Source organism: Thalassotalea sediminis (assembly GCF_030295915.1).
GTDB lineage: Bacteria > Pseudomonadota > Gammaproteobacteria > Enterobacterales > Alteromonadaceae > Thalassotalea_C > Thalassotalea_C sediminis.
In genome coordinates this window covers 3,763,256-3,783,937 of record NZ_AP027361.1, presented here as the reverse complement: position 1 = coordinate 3,783,937, position 20,682 = coordinate 3,763,256, and the positions used below count along the sequence as shown (strand labels likewise).

The 20,682-nt window shown below is 38.2% G+C and carries 13 protein-coding genes; 4 read left to right on the top strand and 9 right to left on the bottom strand.

What is annotated here, in order from left to right; all coding sequences use genetic code 11:
* Positions 1 to 67 precede the first annotated feature (67 nt).
* The 5 genes from QUE09_RS17030 to QUE09_RS17010 form a co-directional block, all read right to left on the bottom strand.
* Positions 68 to 2,917 carry a M16 family metallopeptidase gene (locus QUE09_RS17030; protein WP_286234072.1) on the bottom strand — a complete coding sequence of 950 codons (2,850 nt, stop codon included), beginning with the start codon at positions 2,915 to 2,917 and terminating at the stop codon, positions 68 to 70.
* A gap of 18 nt (positions 2,918 to 2,935) precedes the next feature.
* Positions 2,936 to 4,327 (bottom strand): M16 family metallopeptidase, encoded by a 1,392-nt coding sequence (locus QUE09_RS17025; RefSeq protein ID WP_286234071.1) that lies wholly within the window; start codon positions 4,325 to 4,327, stop codon positions 2,936 to 2,938.
* Entirely contained in the window at positions 4,314 to 5,651 is a 1,338-nt protein-coding gene (locus QUE09_RS17020) for a M16 family metallopeptidase (RefSeq protein ID WP_286234070.1), read from the bottom strand. Before QUE09_RS17020 ends, QUE09_RS17025 begins: the two co-directional genes overlap by 14 nt.
* 190 nt (positions 5,652 to 5,841) lie before the next feature.
* Positions 5,842 to 7,257, bottom strand: a complete 1,416-nt coding sequence (locus QUE09_RS17015; RefSeq protein WP_286234069.1) for a hypothetical protein — start codon at positions 7,255 to 7,257, stop codon at positions 5,842 to 5,844.
* A gap of 106 nt (positions 7,258 to 7,363) precedes the next feature.
* Positions 7,364 to 9,550: a winged helix-turn-helix domain-containing protein gene (locus tag QUE09_RS17010; RefSeq protein WP_286234068.1), complete on the bottom strand. Its 2,187-nt coding sequence runs from the start codon at positions 9,548 to 9,550 to the stop codon at positions 7,364 to 7,366.
* Positions 9,551 to 9,846: 296 nt separating this feature from the next.
* On the opposite strand from QUE09_RS17010, the gene QUE09_RS17005 reads away from it, so the two are divergent.
* Together QUE09_RS17005 and QUE09_RS17000 are read left to right on the top strand one after the other, a co-directional pair.
* Positions 9,847 to 10,068, top strand: coding sequence for a hypothetical protein (locus QUE09_RS17005; protein ID WP_286234067.1), 222 nt, complete (start codon positions 9,847 to 9,849; stop codon positions 10,066 to 10,068).
* Between the two features lie 53 nt (positions 10,069 to 10,121).
* Positions 10,122 to 11,003 carry a TraB/GumN family protein gene (locus QUE09_RS17000; RefSeq protein ID WP_286234066.1) on the top strand — a complete coding sequence of 294 codons (882 nt, stop codon included), beginning with the start codon at positions 10,122 to 10,124 and terminating at the stop codon, positions 11,001 to 11,003.
* A gap of 55 nt (positions 11,004 to 11,058) precedes the next feature.
* Here the strand turns inward: QUE09_RS17000 and QUE09_RS16995 are convergent, their stop codons facing one another.
* Positions 11,059 to 13,110 carry a prolyl oligopeptidase family serine peptidase gene (locus tag QUE09_RS16995; RefSeq protein WP_286235960.1) on the bottom strand — a complete coding sequence of 684 codons (2,052 nt, stop codon included), beginning with the start codon at positions 13,108 to 13,110 and terminating at the stop codon, positions 11,059 to 11,061.
* Positions 13,111 to 13,408: 298 nt separating this feature from the next.
* Here QUE09_RS16995 and QUE09_RS16990 point away from each other — a divergent pair, with 298 nt between their 5' ends.
* Entirely contained in the window at positions 13,409 to 14,275 is an 867-nt protein-coding gene (locus QUE09_RS16990) for an SPFH domain-containing protein (RefSeq protein WP_286234065.1), read from the top strand.
* A gap of 45 nt (positions 14,276 to 14,320) precedes the next feature.
* Positions 14,321 to 14,506, top strand: a complete 186-nt coding sequence (locus QUE09_RS16985; RefSeq protein WP_350226382.1) for a type II toxin-antitoxin system antitoxin — start codon at positions 14,321 to 14,323, stop codon at positions 14,504 to 14,506.
* A gap of 317 nt (positions 14,507 to 14,823) precedes the next feature.
* Here QUE09_RS16985 and polA read toward each other — a convergent pair whose 3' ends face one another.
* The 3 genes from polA to QUE09_RS16970 all read right to left on the bottom strand — a co-directional run bounded on the left by polA (position 14,824) and on the right by QUE09_RS16970 (position 20,547).
* Entirely contained in the window at positions 14,824 to 17,556 is a 2,733-nt protein-coding gene (polA, locus tag QUE09_RS16980; protein WP_434017576.1) for a DNA polymerase I, read from the bottom strand.
* Positions 17,557 to 18,097: 541 nt separating this feature from the next.
* Positions 18,098 to 19,465, bottom strand: coding sequence for a sensor histidine kinase (locus tag QUE09_RS16975; protein WP_286234062.1), 1,368 nt, complete (start codon positions 19,463 to 19,465; stop codon positions 18,098 to 18,100).
* Positions 19,466 to 19,584: 119 nt separating this feature from the next.
* The gene (locus tag QUE09_RS16970) at positions 19,585 to 20,547 is read right to left on the bottom strand and encodes an aldose epimerase family protein (RefSeq protein WP_286234061.1); all 963 of its coding nucleotides are present in this window, start codon (positions 20,545 to 20,547) and stop codon (positions 19,585 to 19,587) included.
* Between the last annotated feature and the right edge of the window lie 135 nt (positions 20,548 to 20,682).

Below are 20,682 nucleotides of genomic sequence, written 5' to 3'. Positions count from 1 at the left end.
TAGGTTATTGTATAGCGATAAAAAAGCCCGATGATAACATCAGGCTTTTTGAGGAGCATGTACTATATTACAACGAATGTTGTATTACTTGGTAACCTAGCGCTTCAAGTTGTGGTGTTAGTGTTGCAGAATCACCCACAACAACCATCAGCATATCTTGCAACTGTAGGTGTTTCTTCGCCAGTGCATTTATTTCATCAGCTGAAATATTTTTTACGATTTCTACGCGTTCTTGTACGAAATCAGGCGATAAGTCATGTTCTAAAATTTGTGCTAAGAAACCTAATTTAGCTCTAGGTGTTTCATATTTAAGCGCATCTTTTTGGTTAATTGCATTACGCATAAAAGCGAGCTCTTCGCGCGTAATACCACTGGTAGCATATCGTTCAATTTCTTTGACAAATTCAACAATTGACTTGTCTGTTGCATCTGCGCGCACTTCTGCACTTGCTGTGAAAAATCCAGCTAATTTATTGGCACTGAAATATGAACGCGCACCATAAGTATAACCTTTGTCTTCACGAAGGTTTAAATTGATACGACTATTAAATGCACCACCTAATGGAAAATTCATTAAGTATGACTTGTAATACTCGCCGGTAATATCTTCTGTGATGGAGCGTTTACCAATTCGAATCGCTGACTGTGCTGCCTGGTCTTTATTTACAAGGTAAATTACACCAAGTTTTGTTTCAGGCGCTGGTAAGGTGAGAGTTAATGGTTGACCTTCACCTTGCCAAGAAGTAAGCACTGATAATGACTTATCTACCTGTTCTTTATTCAGATCTGAAACAATAATCAGTTGACTATTTTTTGGCTTAACTTGGGTGTTGTAAAACGCTTTGACGTCGGCCAAAGTAATATTGGCAATTGTGCTTTCTGTGCCACCAACAGGTAACGCGGCAATATTATCTGAATGTAATAGTTGACGATAAGCCGTAGACGCAAGATAGCCAGCGTCTTTTTTACTATTTATAACACCTTGAATCGCATTACTTTTATTGCGTGCGAATTCACTTTCAATAAAGGCTGGTTGAGTCAATTTTTCATTAACTAAGGCTAATGTTTTATCAATATTTTTGGTCAACGCATTGATATGGACATTGATATATTGATTATTAGGCGAAATGTAAACAGAGGCTCCTAACTTTTCAAGTTCATTACTCATTGCTTCAGCACTACGTTTAGTCGTTGATTCATTAAGCATGCTGGTTAACAACGATACAATGCCGGCCTTATCTTTTTTGCTATAGTAATGACCTGCTGGAATTTTTAATAGCATTGATGTTGTTGGTGTTTCTAGGCTTTGTGCACCTAACACCTTAATACCGTTCGATAAGGTTGTGCGCCACATATCTGGTACTTTGACTGCTTTATTAGCACCAGCTGTTGGGATAACACTACGATCAAAGTTATCCATTGCTTTGCGAACGACTAAGTCATCGGCGGTTGTTTCGCTTGATTTCGGGATATTTCTCTCTGCAGGCGTAAAGTTATCTTCGGCGGCAATTAATGCTAATTTACCTTTTGGTACGACGCTCATGATCACAGCGTTTTGATCTTTAATGTAGGTATTAAATACACGCATTACATCTTCTTTGGTTACATTTGCATAACGTGCAATGTCTTCTTCGATGTAATTTGGGTTACCTGTAAACGTCTCGTTTGCGGCCAGTTGACTTACTTTACCGGCAACACTTTGTAGGCCAAAAACAAAACCTGACTCCATATCAGCTTTCACTTTTGTTAAGTCGTCGTCTTGAACACCACGCTGTTCAAATTCAACTAAAGTGTCGCGAATAATTTTTTCTAAGTCAGCTAAGTTCTTACCAGATGCAGGGTGAGGTAAGGCGAGTAAATTAAAGGTACATGCAAGCTCTGCACAGGGGTGTGTAACCGTTGCCTGTACTGCAATTTGGTTCTTTACCAAATTCTTATAAAGCAAAGACGTTTTACCACCACCAAGAATACTTGAAAGTACATCTAAAGGCGCTTCATCTTCGTGACGCACAGAAACTGTAGGATAAGACATATAAATCAATGGCAAATGAACATTGTCTTCCATCGAAATATAACGGTCACTCTCTAAGGTAACTTGCTCTTTTTCAGGCGGTAATACTTCTGGTCCGCGAGGTATACTGCCAAAGTATTTGTTAATCAAGGCTAGTGTTTTCGCTGGTTCGATGTCACCACCTATTGATAAGGTCGCGTTGTTTGGGCCATACCAACGTAAAAAGAATGCTTTCAAATCGTTAACGTTGACGCGATCTAAATCTTCTAAATAACCAATTACCGGCCAAGAATATGGGTGTCCTTCTGGGTACAATGCTTGTGAAACACGCTCGTTCAATCGACCGTATGGGCGATTGTCTACACGTTGCCCTCGCTCGTTTTTAACGGTTTCGCGTTGAACTTCAAACTTCTCTTGTGTAACTGCATCCACCAAAAAGCCCATGCGATCTGCTTCTAACCAAAGCATTTTTTCTAACTGATTAGCGGGCACCGTTTGAAAATAGTTGGTGCGATCTGAATTCGTGGTTCCATTCATGGTACCGCCGGCTTCAGTTACTAGTTTAAAGTGTTGCTCATCGGCTACGTTTTCTGACCCTTGAAACATCATGTGTTCAAAGAAATGAGCGAACCCAGATTTACCAATCTCTTCACGGCCAGCACCCACATGATAGGTAACATCAACATGCACGAGGGGATCAGAGTTATCTTGATGTAAAATGACAGTTAAACCGTTATCAAGCTCGTACTTTTGATAAGGTATAACGGTTTTTCCAGGTTTTCCTTGTACCTGTTCGACAAAGTTTACGCCTTCAATATTAACGACGGCATTATCATTTTCTGGACCATTAGTTTGCTGACACGCTGCCAAGCAAAATACTAATAGTGGGATTGTCCATTTCTTCAAAATTTATCTCCTGAGTGCTTAATGGATGTTAAATCCACTGTTTTTTATGTCTACTTCGGTAATGTTACCGTACTTTGCTAGTTTTGTTCTAATCTCATCGGCTTTACCTATGACAACAAATTGTAAGTTTTCTTTAGGAAAGTAGGTATTGATGAGATTGCGAGACTTCTCTACAGTGAGCGAATCAACTTGCTGCTCAAAGGTATTGATATAGTTTTCATCAAAACCATAACCGTACATATCAACGAGCAAACTGGCGAGCTGACTCGATGTTTCGAATTTGGGTGGAAACTGCCCCTTAACATAGGCTTTAGCTGATGTTAACGTGGCATCGTCAATTCCTTTTTCCCACAAGCGTTGGTATGTTTTTAACGCTAAATCTATGGCATCTATGGTGGTTGCTGTTTTTGTAAAAGTGGAAATTGCAAAGTTACCATCTTGACCGAAAGCATTAAATTTACTGCGTGCACCATAGGTTAAACCTGCGTTAACTCTTAGTTCATCATTTAGCCAAGAAGTAAACCGACCACCTAAAATGGTGTTAATAACTGATATGCCGACAATATCTGGATTATTACGGGCAACACCATTGCCACCAATTAAAAAAGTAGATTCACGAGCATCGCTTTTATTAACGAGTAATACACGGGGTGCTGTTGGTGGCTGCGTTTTTTTAAGCTTTTTATCAGGTATTGAGGTATCGTCTGATGACCACGATGAAAAAAGCGTTTCTATTTTTTTCTTCATGGCGTTGCTATTAAAGTCTCCCACTACCACAATTGCGGCGTTTTTGGCTTTATACCACTTCTGATAATGCTGTTTTATTAAGGGTAAACTTATCGCCTTTACGCTGTTTTGATCGCCGCTAACAACTGCACCGTAACCTTGTTGCCCAAAGAGTAATTGGTTGAAGTATTGATTGATTACAGAGCGTGGACTTTCTTTTTGTTGACTTAAATTAAGCAAATGTCTGGCTTGATGTTTGTTAAATTCAGTTTCGTCAAAGCGCGGTGTTAGCAAGATGTCACGTAACAATTTCATGATGTTATCTGTGTCTTTCGCGGCAAAAGAAGCGCCAATTGTCGAAAATTCAAGGTTTGCAGTACTATATAATTCTGCACCAACAAAATCAGTTTGTTGGTCTAACGCTGATTTAGTTAACTTCTCGGTACCTAATAGTAAATTTTTGCTCGTCAGGTAACTCAAGCCTGGGTTGTCACCATCATTGACTGCACCAACCTTAACTGCAATGTTAACGTCGATCAACGGGACTTCATGCTGTTCCATTAAAATCACTGTTAGACCATTGTTTAACGTAAATTTTTCGTAGCTTGGCATGGTGTACTCTGCGGTTGCAATATTGCTGATTAATATCAAGCAGCAAGAAATAATTGCATTAAAGGTCTTCATCACTAGAGTCCTCCTGTGAAGATAAAACACCAACAGTACGGTTTGCTTTTCTTAAATATTTTTTCGCGACATTTTGTATATCTTGTAAACTAACCTGTTCATAGTAATCAGGGGCTGCAAAGAGTTTCTTATAATCACCAAAATACATTTGATAACTACCAATGGTGTTTGCTTTGCCATTAATTGTTGCCATCTCACGATAAAAGTTGACTAATTTTGTGTTTTTTACTTTCTGTAGCTCTTGCGAGGTAATGCCTTCTTTCATTACTGCATTTACTTCAGAAATAATGGCTTTCTCTAGGCTTTTTGCTGATACATTGTTGGCAGCAACTGCGTAAATATAAAATAGGTTAGGGTCTATCGATTGAGGCATATAAGTAAAGACTGAACTGGCAATTTGCTGTTCGTTAATGAGTGTTTTTTGCAGTCTTGAACTATCTCCTACAGATAATGCATCACTTAAAATATCAAGCGCATAAAAATCTTTGTGTTTTGTTTCTGGTACATGAAACGCCATGAGTATGTTTGGTGTTGTCACTGATGCTTTGTGGAGGTAAGCACGCCTTTCACCTTTTTGTTCAGGCTCTACGGTATGCACTTCGCGAGGAGGGGCTTGTGCTGGAATTGGCTCAAAATATTGCTTAGCGAGCTTTTTCACCTGTTTTACGGTGACATCGCCAGCAATGACAACCACGGCATTATTAGGTGCATAATAGGTTTTATGGTAACGCTTTAAATCGTCTAGACTCCAATTATCAATATCGGATTGATGACCAATCACTGACCAACTATAAGGGTGTGCACGAAATGCGGCATTTTTTACTTCTTCAGAAATTGCACGAAAATTAGAGTTCTCTAGCCCCGTGCTGCGTTCTGAGGTTACAACACCACGCTCACTTTCAACCATTTTTTCATCAATAGAGAGGTTTGCAATACGATCGGCCTCTAGATCAAACATTGTTTCAATGGATGCCGCTGGAAACCAATCGGTGTACACAGTAAGGTTTTCTGTTGTATACGCGTTATTACTTCCGCCAGCAGCTTCCATTGTGCGGTCAAACATCTTTGGGCCGTATTTTTTTGAACCATTAAACATCATATGTTCAAAAAAATGTGAAAGCCCTGTTATACCAGGGTATTCGTTACGTGAACCTACTTGCCAAAACAAGTACATATTCGCATTGGGGATTGAATGGTCTTCAAGCACTAAAAATTGCATGCCATTTTTAAGGGTAAATGAATGTATGTCTTCTACATTGGTTGCGAAAGATGAACTTGATAGTAAAAGAATACACGCAAATACAAAGGTTTTAACGAACCTCATTTTAGCTCTCCATTAGGTATCGTGCGCAGTTAATAGGGGTTTTTGTTCTTGTTATGTGTGTGACAAGGTGTAAATCGACACACTCATTGTACTTAGATTCTTATAGCACAATATTTTTATTTATAACAAAACATTAACATATTTTTGTGTACAAAGGGCAAACTTACGGTGAATACGGTATTTTATACGTCTATTGGCGAGTTTTGTTAATGCGCTTCTTTAATCTAAAAATAATAAAAATCGCGATGACTAACAAAAGCACCGATAAGATTAAACCAAGCCAGAGTTTTTCCATGATATTTTGTTGATTGAGAAACTTAGTTGTCATACTTGACTTAAGCGATTGATGCATAGATTCCCTTTCTTCAATCAAAGCGCCAAAAATTTCTTCGTGTGCGTTAAAGTCTTGCTCTCTATCGAGGCGTGCTTTTGTTAATAATGCTTCGTGACGTCTTTCTAACCATTCATTGGCTTTTTGATGTTGACCCGTCATTTTATAAGCGTCTGCATATGCTGTGTAAACATCAAGCATAGTGCTTTTCATGCCTTCTTTATTGGCGAGTGTATGTGCGTTTGCAAGTAAGATAAAACCTTGTTCGATATTGCCATTGTGAATGCTTGCTAACCCGTGATTAAGTGAGCATATTGCAACTAAATTGACCTGGTTTATTTGAGAAGCGATTTCGACACAGCGTTTTGCACGTTCGATTGCTAAATTATAGTTTTTATACCGTAGGAAGTAATCTGAAATGTTAGCGTAAATGGAGGCTTGAATTTCTAAGTCGTTAGCCTTGAGTGCGTAATCTTGTGCTGTTAGGTAAGCTTCAAGTTCTTCATCTTTTTTGCCTAAGTAAGCAAGTGCAATCGCTCTGTTAATATAGTTTGCCGCCACTAGACCTACCGGTGGTGAAGGCATCATTGCTATCGTAGATATTGCGTTATCTGACATGGTAAGTGCTTGTGCATATTCAAAGCGATCCAAATACAGCGTTACTTGGTTGGTATAAATTGTGACGAGTTTATCTACATCGCCTATTTTTTGAAAATAGGCGTGTGCTTTAATGTAATCTTTTAACGCTTTACCGCTTTGCGATAATTTACTGAAAGAAACACCACGCGACATTCTAGCATTTGCTTCGATAAGCTGATAATCCAGTTGCTTAGCTAAAGTTATCGCTTGCGTTGCAAACTTTGTTGATTGGAGATACTTACCTTGACGCATTTTATTTAATGCTAAACGTTCTAAGTATGTGCTTGAAATCCATTTTGCTTCGTATTTATTAGCAAAAGTGGCTAGTGAGTTGATTAATGTATTCGCTTTAGCATAGTCATTATTTGCATGCGCAATGGCAATTTGCGTCAGAATATTAGCGACTTTAAATTCTACACTTAAGTTTGCAATATTTTTGATATTGAGTGCGCTATAGCGTTGTGTTGCATCGTTAACATCTCGGCGTGCACTTTTAGCAATATCAAATAGGGCTACTGCTAACGGCTCGGTTCGAATATTTGCAAAGGGATCGAAACTTTTGTCATCCGCATGAACAGTGAACAGTAGATTGCATAGTAAGAATACGCTTAAAACGCTTATGTTTTTAATCGACAACTGCACCCTTTAACCCCCTAGCATATTAATACGGCGTTATACTTCTATCATACCGATGAAATCGCTTACATGGAAGGAGGCTTTGATTGTGTTTTATCTTCGCCGATCAATGATGGGTTATGAGTGGCGACTGCCACGAAACACGTTTTATTTGAGAAGGCGCATTATTATATTTTGCCGCAATGGCGGTGTGATCATTTACCATTTTTATGCCTGAAGTTCTAATCGGAATAGTGATGTGCTCAACGTCTCCTGTAGCAAGTGACATTTTATACAAGCTGTTACTGCTATCTAAGCTATACAATGCATTATCCGTAATTGAAACTGAACACCAACAATGGGCAATAGGGATTGTTATCTGATGTTTCGTTTGGCTATTTAATTGATGAAGAATATCATCATTAATGTAATACAGCTGATGTTGCTGATTTTTAATCAACATTCTACCGCCCGTGGTTGTTAGTTGCGTTTGTACATTAGTTGTTAGATCTGTAGACCAAATCTGTCGAATGCCTTCATGTGCCATATCGTAATAAATTTTTTGCTGATCTTGATGCCACTGATAACTACCGATTGCGCCTTGGGTTGCCATATCAATTTTTTTTGTTGTTTTGGTCGTTAAGTCAAGAATTTCGAGCTCATTCCCCCTTAAATATAATAAGCTCTTCTCATCGGGAGATAAGATTAATGAACCTATTTTTTTGATCTCTTGTTTTGGAAAAAACGTTACCTGTTCAACTTGCTGCCCTTGCTTACGCCAGATTTGCAAATTTTCAGTTCGATTAGAAACAAAGTAACTGGCTTTTGCGTTATTGTGCCCCTTTGTTAAGTAGTAATTCATTGAATCAGATTTAACTAGAGATGTTATTTTAGCTGACGTATGTTGACTAAATAGTTCGGACAATTGGACGACTTCTAAGTTTGGGTTAGGTGCCAAGGCGATTAATACATTCGAGGTATCTTCAATGGCGAGCCCTATTATCCAGTCAGCTACATTAATAGGATACGATGCAACACTTTTGCCGTCTAAATTAAAAATAGTGAGTGACTCGATAATTTGTATTGCCAAATGTTGGCTATCAGGAAACCATGCAAAATCTAACGGCGCGCCTGCCATAGATGATTGATGAAGTGTTTTATTTTCTCTGGTTATTAAATCCATCATATGAACGGTGAACGGTTGATCACGTTCATGACGCATGTAAAGCAATTTTGTATTGTCAGGGGATAATTTAAGGCGAGTGATACCAAATTGCGTGTCACCTGAAGGAATAAGCAACGTTGACTTTTTCGCTTTAAGATCAAAAACGACGACTTGGCCCCCTTGCTTTACTTGATCAAGTTCAATTAAATACAACTTATTGCCGTTTGAAGCGAGATGAGCGCCACCATACATTTCTTTATCACAGCTTTTTAGCTTGGTGACAGGAGGATTGTCTGTAAAACTACTCAGATCGAATAATCCGATAAAACATTCATCTTGATAATTGGTGACCTCGGCTAAGAGGTTATGTGTACCTTGCTGCCAAGATAATGAGGTTACATCTAAGTCCTTATAAATTAACTGCACTTCTTTCAAGTCACTTTTACGTTTTACAAAGCTAGTTATGTTTGGTTCGGCTCTGTTGTTGTAGGCAAATAATAGATTGTCAGAAGAAACGATTGGTCTAAATTCTTGCCCTGAATTCCATGTAACGCCTTGGATAGTATGCAACGATGAATTGCTATTTTCCTTCACCTTTACAGTGCTTTCTGGCTTATTATGTTTTTTTACTTGGTGCTGATTCGACGCTGAACCTTGAATATAAGTAAAGACATGGTAACCACCAACAATAAACAACAGCGAGCATAACACCATGAGTATTACACGTGACTGTATACCTTTGGCGCGACTTTTATCTTTAATCTCCGAAGCATCATATTCGCCGCTGTTTAACGTACTGTTGCCTTGTTTATTGGTTACTGTTGTTTCTATGATAGGTATGGCGATTACGTCTACCGTTATGCTATAACCTTTGCGGTAATGTGTTTTTATTAACGGTGCCGAATTATCAGGATGTGATAGCTTTTTTCTTAGCTCCGACATTGCGCGATTAATGGCATTGTCGTCTACAAATGATTGTTGCCAAACATGCTCAATAAGCTCTTGCCGAGAGATTATCTTTTCTTGGTTATTAACAAAGTACGTAAGCAACTTAAATAAAATAGGCTCTAGTTCAATGTCGCCTGTTGTATTTGAACATAGCATGCATTTATAAGGAACGAATAACCAAGGCCCTATTTGAAAGTTCATTGTGTAGACTTTTACTAGTAAAAAAGGATGTGAAAGTTAACATGTTTTTTACAATTATTAAATGATTGAATTTAGATCACGATTTATAGACAAAAAAGGTAAAAATATCGTGATAAGGTTTTGATAAGGTTTTAATTTTTTATGTAAAAAAACATTAATTATCAATTATTTAACTTTATTGAATCTAATGGGTAAATTGATATGACTTTGATAAGGGACATGATAAAAAATCTACCGTAATCTTATTTCCATCAGCGAATAATCACTGACGATTAAATGCATCAAGGAGTAATTTTATGAAACAACTTAATAATCAAAAGCACTACATTATTGGACCTATTATCGCATTATTAGCACTACTTTGTGGCGCTGCTTCAGCAGAAACTAATACCGTAATGGATGAAATAAAACAAATTGCCGCTAATGAATTGAAAACGTCAATGAAGAAAAATCAACATTATTTTCAGCATCAAACGAAGCAATTTGAAGTTAAACCAATAAAAGTAAGTAACAAATAAAAAAACGCAATTTTTATAAGAATGCAGTAATTTTAAAGTAAGGATAGATAAATATGAACATGTTAAAAAAGACATTGAAAGCAACAGCACTGCTAGCGACAACAGTAATTTTGAATACAAATACTTGTTTTGCTGATACGTCAGTATGGAAAGTAACAAAAGGCGAAGATCACGTATACATTGGTGGTACTGTGCACATTTTACCGCCCTCTGAATTCCCTTTACCAAAAGAATTTATAACGGCTTATGAAGCGACAGATGCGATAGTTTTGGAAACACCGTTGCCTGATCCAACAGATGCGAGTTTTCAGGCTAAGCTTATGCAACAAGTCTCTTATACAAATAATCAGAAGCTAAGCGATAAACTAAGTAATGATACGTTCAAAGCATTGGAAACACATTTGGCTGCGTTTGGCATTAATGTAAATGAAATGAATGGTTTTAAGCCTGGCTTTATCGTGATGATGATGGCAATGCTTGAGGCTAAACGTTCACAATTAGCGGGTGAAGGTGTTGATGCCTATTTCAATAAAATGGCGAGTAAAGACAACAAAGGCAAAGAATACTTAGAATCGAGTGATTTTCAAATAGGGCTGATAGCCAATATGGGACAAGGCAGTGAAGAAGCCTTGATTAGTTCGACAATCGCGCAAATGGGCGAATTTAAGGAAATGTTTAACCAGCTATTACCTGCATGGAGAGAAGGTAAATCACAAGAACTTGCGAACCTAGTGGTTAACCAAGTAAAAGACGAAGATCCTAAAACATTCAAACAAATGTTTACTGATCGTAATCAAAATTGGGTTCCTTTAATTGAGCAAATGTTTACTGATACTGATAAGGAGTTTGTACTTGTCGGTGTTGGACATTTAGTTGGCGAAAACAATGTGTTGCAGTTACTTGAGCAATCAGGCTACCAAGTTACAAAACTGTAAGTAAAAAAAAGCGCTAGTGTTAGCTAGCGCTTTTTGGTGTTCCGCGATCAATCACTTATTGATTTGGTAAGGACTCAAAGCCCATATTAAATAAAGTGAAACCGAAAATATCTGCATACTGTTCAATAGTTTTTGATACTGGCGTACCCGCACCGTGGCCGGCATTCGTTTCAATACGAATTAACGTTGGTGCTTTACCTGATTGCTTAGCTTGTAACTCAGCTGCAAATTTGAAGGAATGCGCTGGTACTACGCGATCATCATGATCACCCGTAGTTACCATAGTTGCGGGGTATTTAATCCCTTTTTTAACATTATGTACTGGTGAATAAGCTTTTAAATACTCAAACATCTCTTTGCTTTGCTCGGCTGTACCATAGTCATATGCCCAACCTGCACCTGCGGTAAAGGTATGATAACGCAGCATGTCTAGTACACCAACTGCGGGTAAAGCAACTTTCATTAAGTCAGGACGTTGCGTCATCACCGCCCCCACTAATAAGCCACCATTTGAACCACCGTTGATTGCTAAAAAGTCACTGGAGGTATATTTTTCTTTAATTAAGTATTCAGCGGCAGCAATAAAGTCGTCAAAAACATTTTGTTTTTGCATTTTCGTTCCCGCTTTGTGCCATGCTTTGCCGTATTCACCACCACCACGTAAATTAGCAACCGCATAGATACCACCTTGTTCCAGCCATACTGCACGAGTTACGCTAAAACTAGGTGTTAAGCTAACATTGAACCCACCATAGCCATATAATATGGTTGGGTTTTTACCGTCAAGTTGAATACCTTTTTTATAGGTAATAATCATCGGAACTTTCGTACCATCTTTAGAGGTATAGAAAACCTGCTTTGATTCATATAAATCGCTGTCGAACTTCGCACCAGATTTACGATAAACAGTTGTTTTACCCTGCTCTACATCAAAGGCATAAGTGGTGCTAGGCGTTTTGTAGTTGGTAAATGAGTAATAAAGACGTTTTTCTTCTTTTTTACCGCTAAAGCCACTAGAGCTGCCAACGCCAGGTAAGGTCACATCTCTTACTTTATTACCTTGATAATCGTATTGTGATACTTTTGAAATTGCATCAACCATATATTCTGTAAAGAAATAACCACCACCTGTAGTAGCTGTTAACACATGCTCCGTTTCTGGAATAAGTGTTTTCCAGTTATCAACGGAAGGATTAGCGGCATCGACAGTAACGATTTTTTTGTTTGGTGCATCCAAGTTTGTCACTAGGTATAGCTTGCTTCCTACGTTATCAATAACATAGGTATCAGAATCAGTATGATCTAATACGGTTATTAATTTGCTATCTTTTTCCGCTAGATCTTTAATAAATAAACGATTACCTGATGTAGATACCGAGCCGCTGATGACAAGATAGCGATCATCTTCGGTTACATAGCCACCGACATAGCGATGTTTTTCAGCCGCAGTACCGCCGAAAATTAGCGTGTCATTTTTCTGTGCAGTCCCTAATTTATGATAATAAAGTTTGTGTTGATCAGTCTTTGCCGATAATTCACTACCCTTGGGCTTATCGTAGCTAGAGTAATAAAACCCTTCATTGCCATACCATGAAATTCCAGAAAATTTAACGTCAACTAGAGGGGTTTCTAGTTCTTTTTTAGTTTCTACATCGATTACAATGATTTTTCGCCAATCGCTACCACCTTCTGAAATTGAGTAGGCTGCGATTGAACCGTCTTTAGAAAAGCTCAATGAAGCCAATGACGTAGTGCCATCTTTACTAAACTTATTTGGGTCTAAAAACTCTTCAATATTACCCGCTTCATCTTGACGGTAAACAACACTTTGATTTTGTAAGCCATCGTTACGATAGAAATATTGGTATTTGCCACGTTTAAAAGGAGCGCTTACTTTTTCGTAATTCCACATTTCTTCCAAACGCTTTTTTAGCTGTTCGCGGTAAGGAATTTGCGCTAAATAGTCAAAGGTCACTTTATTTTGTTGACCAACCCAATCAGCAGTTTCTTCACTGCGATCATCTTCTAACCAGCGGTAAGGATCAGCAACTTGCTCACCAAAGTAAATATCAGACACTTGGCCTTTTTTTGTTTTTGGATATTTCATTTCAATTTGATTTAACTCGGAGACAGTTTTTGATTCTGCTTGATTGAACGCTTGAGTGTTGAACGCACTCAGTGTTAAAGAAGCAGCCACGAATGTGGTTATAATTCTCTGCATAACACCCTCTATTAACATTATTTTAACGAAAAGAGCATAGCAGAAATTAATAAGGTGCGTGCATCCTTTACCGCAAATAATCTGTTATTAATCGATTTAACAACGTGTATTGAGAGTAAAATACTTGACATTGTTTCATGTTGATATCATAGTGATATCACTTTATTCATTGTTGGAGATGAACATGTTTACAGAAAAAGAAATAAAAGCGCCTAATGGCATCATGTTTATAGTGGTCTTGCTCGTGCTGCAATTAGCTGGTATTGCTGCGCTTATTAATGGCATTCAAAGCCATGCAGGTTGGCAAATAGTCGTCAGCGCTATATATACTATTGTCGTATTTATTTGTTGGTTTGGTTTTTTTATGGTGCACCCAAAGCAAGCTGCGGTATTACAGTTATTTGGTAAATACGTAGGTACAGTACATATGCCTGGGCTGCGTTGGGCTAATCCATTTTATAGTAAAGCGCGTGTTTCAATGCGGGTTAGAAACTTTGAAAGTGGTAAGCTAAAAGTTAATGACAATAGCGGTAATCCCATTGAAATAGCTGCGGTAATTGTCTGGGAAGTTGTTGATACCGCTGAGGCTGTTTTTCAAGTCGATGACTATGAAGACTTTGTTTCTATTCAAAGCGAGTCTGCATTACGTAACTTAGCTACAAGTTATGCCTATGACAACCATGAAAATGAGGAAATTTCGTTACGAAGTGATCCTATTCAAATTTCTGAAGCACTTAAATGTGAAGTACAAGATAGATTGGAAAAAGCGGGTGTTAAAGTTATTGAAGCACGTATAAGTCATCTTGCTTATGCACCAGAAATTGCAAATGCTATGTTACGCCGTCAACAAGCTATGGCGATTATTTCTGCACGTCAAAAAGTAGTAGAAGGCGCTGTTGGAATGGTTGAAATGGCGCTAACACAGTTGTCAGAGCGTGAAATTGTTGAATTAGACAGTGAACGAAAAGCGGCAATGGTCAGTAATTTACTCGTGGTGTTATGTAGTGACGAGGCAGCTCAACCTGTCGTAAATACAGGTAGCTTGTACTAATTAATGCGCAGAGCTTATAGCTCTGCGTTTCAAAAAGAGGTAAACGTGGCAAAAAAAGCATATCCATTACGCATTAATGAAGAAATTTTATCCGCTATGCAACAATGGGCTGACGATGAATTACGTAGTTTAAACGCACAGATAGAGTATGTGCTGCGTGATGCATTACGTAAATCTGGTCGCAGTAAACCTAAGCCTATAGAGCCAATTGTTGATCCCGTAGATGATTAATTTCATTTACATCAATAATGTTTCAACTGAGAGAGTTTTGAAATTTAGGTAGTAGAGATAAAAAAAGCCCGATGACATTATCATCGGGCGATTAGCTATGAGGAAAGCTAGAATATACAAATTATTACAACAAGCGTTCGCTAAGGAACGAACTGTATTATAGAGTAAAAGCTCAGTTGTTGTAAAGACATAATTGTAAATTTATTACATTTGTGTTGTTTTATTCCTTTAATTGTCGTAATTAAGTGATTCCTAGCAAGAAAAAAGTCGCAATAAATGCGACTTTTTTCTAAAAGTGAAACTAAAGTACAAAATAGCTAATGTGCTTGTTCCCAATTGTCTCCTACACCAGCTTCCGCAATTAACGGCACACTTAACTCAACAGCGTCGTTCATTATGGTTACTAAACTTTGCGTAGCTGACTCGACAATATCTTGATGAATTTCGAAGATCAATTCGTCATGCACTTGCATCGTCATTTTTATTCTAGGGTCTTGGTTTGCTTCCAGCCATGCATCAACGGCTAGCATGGCTTTTTTAATAATATCTGCCGCCGTACCCTGCATTGGAGCATTTATCGCGGCACGCTCTGCACCTTTACGGCGCATCGCATTTTTTGATTTTATCTCTGGCAGATATAATCGGCGTCCAAATAATGTTTCAACATAACCTTGCTCTGCGGCGAGCCTGCGTGTGTCTTCCATATAGCTTAACACGCCAGGGTAACGCTCAAAGTACTTGTCCATATACGCTTGTGCTTTGTTGCGCGCAATGCCGAGTTGTTTAGATAGCCCAAAGGCCGACATACCATAAATTAACCCAAAGTTAATTGCTTTGGCACTGCGACGTTGATCGCTCGTTACTTCATCTAAGTCGACCGAGAAAATTTCAGCGGCTGTTGCTTGGTGGATATCTCTTCCTTCTGAAAAAGCGGCCAATAGTCCAGGATCTTTAGATAAATGTGCCATTATACGAAGCTCAATTTGTGAGTAGTCAATTGCAACAATCTTGTGATCTTCTGGTGCGATAAACGCGTGTCGAATTTTTCTTCCCTCTTCACTTCGAATAGGAATATTCTGCAAATTCGGATCAGTGGATGATAACCTGCCTGTCGCAGCAACAGTTTGATTATATGAAGTGTGTACTCGACCTGTTTTTGGCGACACCATTAGCGGTAATTTGTCAGTATAAGTTGATTTGAGCTTACTTAATCCACGGTTTTCTAGAATTACTTTTGGTAACGGATAATCTAACGCCAGTTCTTGTAAAACTTCTTCTGCGGTTGACGGTGCACCTTTTGGTGTCTTCTTAATAACTGGGATCTTGAGTTCTTCAAATAAAATTTGTTGTAGCTGTTTTGGTGAACCCAAATTAAAACTTTGACCAGCGATGTTATGCGCTTCAACTTCTAGTTCTTGTAATCTTGCTCCAATTGCTTGGCTTTGCTCAGCAAGTAAGTCACTGTCAATCAATACGCCTGTTTGCTCCATTCTTGCTAGCACTGGCATCAGTGGCATTTCAATATCCGTAAAAACAGCGAGCTGGCCTTTTAATGCTTCGAGTTGCGGGAATATTGCTTGATGCAGTCTCAAAGTGATGTCTGCATCTTCTGCAGCATAATGTCCTGCTTTTTCCAAATCAATTTGGTTGAATGTCAATTGCTTAGCACCCTTGCCGGCAATGTCCTCAAAATGCACTGTTTTATAGTCAAGATACTTTTCAGCTAAGGCATCCATATTATGACGTGTAGCAACACTATTCAGGCAATAAGATTCGATCATTGTGTCGTAAATGGTTCCAGCAATCTCAATATCGTAGTGCGAGAGCACGTTGGCATCATATTTTAAGTTTTGACCTACTTTTATATATTTCTTGTCTGCTAACAGCGGTGCTAATTGTGTTAACACCCACTCTCTATTTAGCTGAGCAGGTGCCTCTTCATAATCATGTGCTAGTGGCACATATGCCGCTACACCGGGTTCTACAGCAAATGATAAGCCAACCAATTCCGCCTTCATGTAGTCAATACTTGTTGTTTCTGTATCGAAAGAAAAATAATCCGCAGATTTTAATTTTTCTAACCACTCGTTAAAGGCAGCTTGCGTTAGAATGATGTCATAGTTAACGTCAACTTTTTCTTGAACTGCATTAGTATCCGTTTCAATTCCAGATTCTTCATCTTGATTTTTATCAAGTTCCGCAAGTAAGCGTCGTAATTCAAACCGCTTATACAATGTCGTGAGTTTTTCAATATCTGGTGAACTAGGCACTAATTCTTCTAGCGATTGTGAAAGTTCGACATCGAGTTTGATCGTGGCTAATTCATAAGATAGGGGTAATTGATCAAGTGCTTTTCGCAGGTTCTCGCCAATTTTACCTTTAACTTTGTCGGCATTTGCTATCACGTTATCAAGGGTATTATGTTCTAAAAGCCACTTAACCGCAGTTTTAGGGCCACACTTTTCAACGCCAGGTATGTTGTCGACTTTATCGCCCATCAAGGCTAAGTAGTCGATTATTTGGTCTGGCTTGATGCCGAATTTCTCGATGACGCCATCAACATCCATTTCAACATTAGTCATGGTATTAATTAATCGAACATGTTGGTTCACTAACTGAGCCATGTCCTTATCGCCTGTGGAAATCACAGTTTCGATACCTTTTTTAGTTGCTTGAGCTGATAAGGTGCCTATAACATCATCGGCTTCTACGCCATCAATCACAAGTAACGGTAGCCCCATTGCTTCGATAATTTCATGTAACGGTGCGATTTGCGTGCGCAAGTCATCAGGCATCGGTGGACGATTTGCTTTATATTCAGGGTATAAATCGTTACGGAACGTTTTACCTTTAGCGTCAAAGACAACAACAATATTACCGTTTGGGTAATCTTTTTTAAGGCTCTTAATCATATTAAGCACACCTGTTATTGCGCCTGTAGGTTGTCCATCAGCGGTAGAGAGCGCTTGCAAATAAGGAACATGGTAAGCGCGAAAGAGATAAGAAGAGCCGTCGACTAAAATTAGTGGAGATAAATGAGTAGTATTCATCGTTTTCGAAGCAATATAGAAAAAAATTTTGTTAAGCATGACATATTCAATGCACGCACACTAGCGCTATTAGAAATTTCTTAAAAATTAGTAGCTTCGCTTGTGGATAACTTTGTTGAAAACATTAGTAATTCCCACGATAAATAGACATTATCATGGTAAGGCAATAAGTTAACTGCTTGTTTTTAAAATAAAAAAGGTGAGAACAAAATCCTTTTATACATTTATTTTAATTATTATCTGATGTGGATAAAGAAAATCAGCAAAGGTACTTGTTGGACAAAAAACCATCTAATATCCTCATCAGGGGAGAAACAGATTACCAGAAATTTTACTCATTACCAGTGTATTATTAAATTATTTTTAAAGATTTATGAAAGCTACAAATAACTAAAAAACATAAGCAAGTGTTTGTGTGCTTTTGCGCTTGTTTTAGATATTTTGCTCTACTAACATCTTTTGACAGCGTTATCATTATTACCTGTAGTAAACAGTTGTATTTTGTCTTTCCTCCCAGAAAAGTAACGAGTAAAAATAATCGTTAGCTAATAGGTACAACAAGTGTGAAGCAGACACCGCGAGGGTGATTATCACTAACGGTTACTTTACCGTTTAGGGTGCGAGTGATTAGGTTATACAAAATATGCATGCCTAATCCCGTTCCTCCTTGTTCTCGTTTCGTTGTGAAAAATGGTTCAAATATTCTGGCTTTATCTTTGTCTGGAATACCCAAGCCATTATCTCGATAGTCAATGATCACCTTATCGTCTTTTTGGTATAAATAGATATTAATGGTGCCACTTTCCTGTTTATAAAAGCCATGGCTAATCGAGTTATGATAAAGATTAGTGATGATGCGCTTAATTGCTTCGGGAGCTTGATTGATATAAATATTTTCATCGCCTGAAATTTCAAGCGTTACCATGTGAGAATTGTTCGTATTTAATTGTTTTAGTGTTTGCAATAAGAGTAAGTAAAGGTTAAATGACTCTTTTTGTTCATTATTTTGTATGTTCGACGCCTGTTTAAATTCTGTTATTATATTTGCTGCTCTATCAAGGTTATCTGCTATCATCTCTGCACTATGTTGAGTTGACGATAAAAAGTTATTCATAGCTGTACGTGTAGTACTGGTACTTGATACTTTGTTCTTAAATTTCTCTGTGTTTTCCTTAACGGCCGAAGTAGCTGTAATTGCTACTGCTATGGGCGTATTTATTTCGTGCGCTACGTTTGCTGCAACTTTCCCTAATGACACTATTTCTTCCGAAGCCAGGAGTTCTTCTTGTGTACGTTTAAGTAAAATTAAACTTTGCTGAAGTTCATCTGTACGTTCTTTTAGCTGCTCTTCAAGCGACTTTTGTTGCTTTCTTAATTGGCGATTGGCGCGAGTAATATCAACGCCTAATATTCGAATACTATATGTTACAACAGTCAAAATGATAACCACTAAGATAGCAGAAGTGAGACCTGAGCCTGATACTAGATGAACGTAAATACCGGTTTCATTGGTTAGCGCCATTAACATAATACTGCTGGTAATAATGGTATAAAGTGCAAAGATCAGTCGCTCTGTTCCAGTAAGCACTGCAAAGGTGATAATTGCAGGGAAAATGAGCAATGCTTCGTCTCTTACTCCTTGATTTAACGCGCAAAAAATTAAAATCATGAAGGTTAACGTAATCGAGATGGTGTTGGCGGCAAGGCTAAGCTTTTCTTGTTTGGCGAAATGTCGACATAAAAACATTAATGCGAACACCAACAACATTATAATGATGTTGGTTGTTTGGCCAGTTAATACTGGATGATAAAACGCTGTTACTAAGGCAGCCTGAGTAAGCCATGTTACTTGAATAATGCGCTTTTGTTGCATTGATTCACTTATCAAAATGTCTTTTTCAATAGCCAACAAACATTCCTTAATACGTAATGCTAACGCCGCAATTTATTGCAATATAAGTTAACTATAAAAGCTATTCATTAATTCGCCATTAAAGTATTCATATTTGTCTTTTTGGCAAAAGTCGATTAATCAGAAGGTTTATCGTGGGGTTTTACGAGTCGATAGCTGATATTGGCTGAATAGGGGTGCTCGGGCGTTGTTAACGAAAAAGGAAAGTCGCTAACATTAGGGCTATTTGGGAAAAATTGTGGCTCTAAACATATGCCTTGCCGTGGGATAAAACGTCCGAATAAGTGATCAGCGGTATAAACTTGTAACCCGGGCATATCACTTGAAACATGTAACTGTAGTTTTTTATCTGGGCTAATTAACGTTGCGTGGTGCTTATCTCCTGGATGAATAACAAAATTTTGATCGATTACATCTCGTGAGACATGTGTGAGAGTTCTTGGTTTTTGAAAGTCAAAATGTGTATCTTTTACCGGTAAAATTGCACCTGTAGGAATAAGTTTTTCGTCGACTTCGGTAAAGTACTCAGCATTAACATGTAATAAGTGTCGATCTGCGTCATTTTCTATGCCCGCTAAATTAAAGTATGGGTGTGATGTCAGCCCTACAACGGTAGGTTGTTCCGCAATAGCAGAAAGGGCTATGGTCAATTCGCCTTCGTCAGTAAGGGAATAGGTTACACTAAATGTAATTGCACCTGGATAGCCGTCATGTCCATTCGCAATTGCACAAGATAAAGTAACTGATTGCTCAGATTGTTGTTCCAATTGCCAAAATTGCTGACTTAGGCCGTGAGTACCGCCATGGAGATGGTTATAACCTTCATTTGCGTCTAATGGGTAGAGTTGGCCTTCTATCGTTACTTGAGCGTCTTTAATCCTGTTGGCGAAAGGTCCAACAATAGCGCCATGATAAAAAGGGTCTTCTAAATAATCGGCTAAAGAGGAGTAACCTAGTACGATATTACGCTCTTCACCGGCAACTTCAGTATACCACTGAATGATACGAGCACCATAATTGGTAATACACACTTCATCACCGTTATTGTTACTGATTAAGAAAGAACGAATTTCGGTCATTATTTTGTGCCAAACTGCCGACTTTTATACCACGATGTATTTATAGTATGACTTTTTAATGATTGCGCAAGAGAATTTCGAACTTGGTATGCTTTATATTCGTTAACAGAATAATATCTAAACGATTTTAAAGCC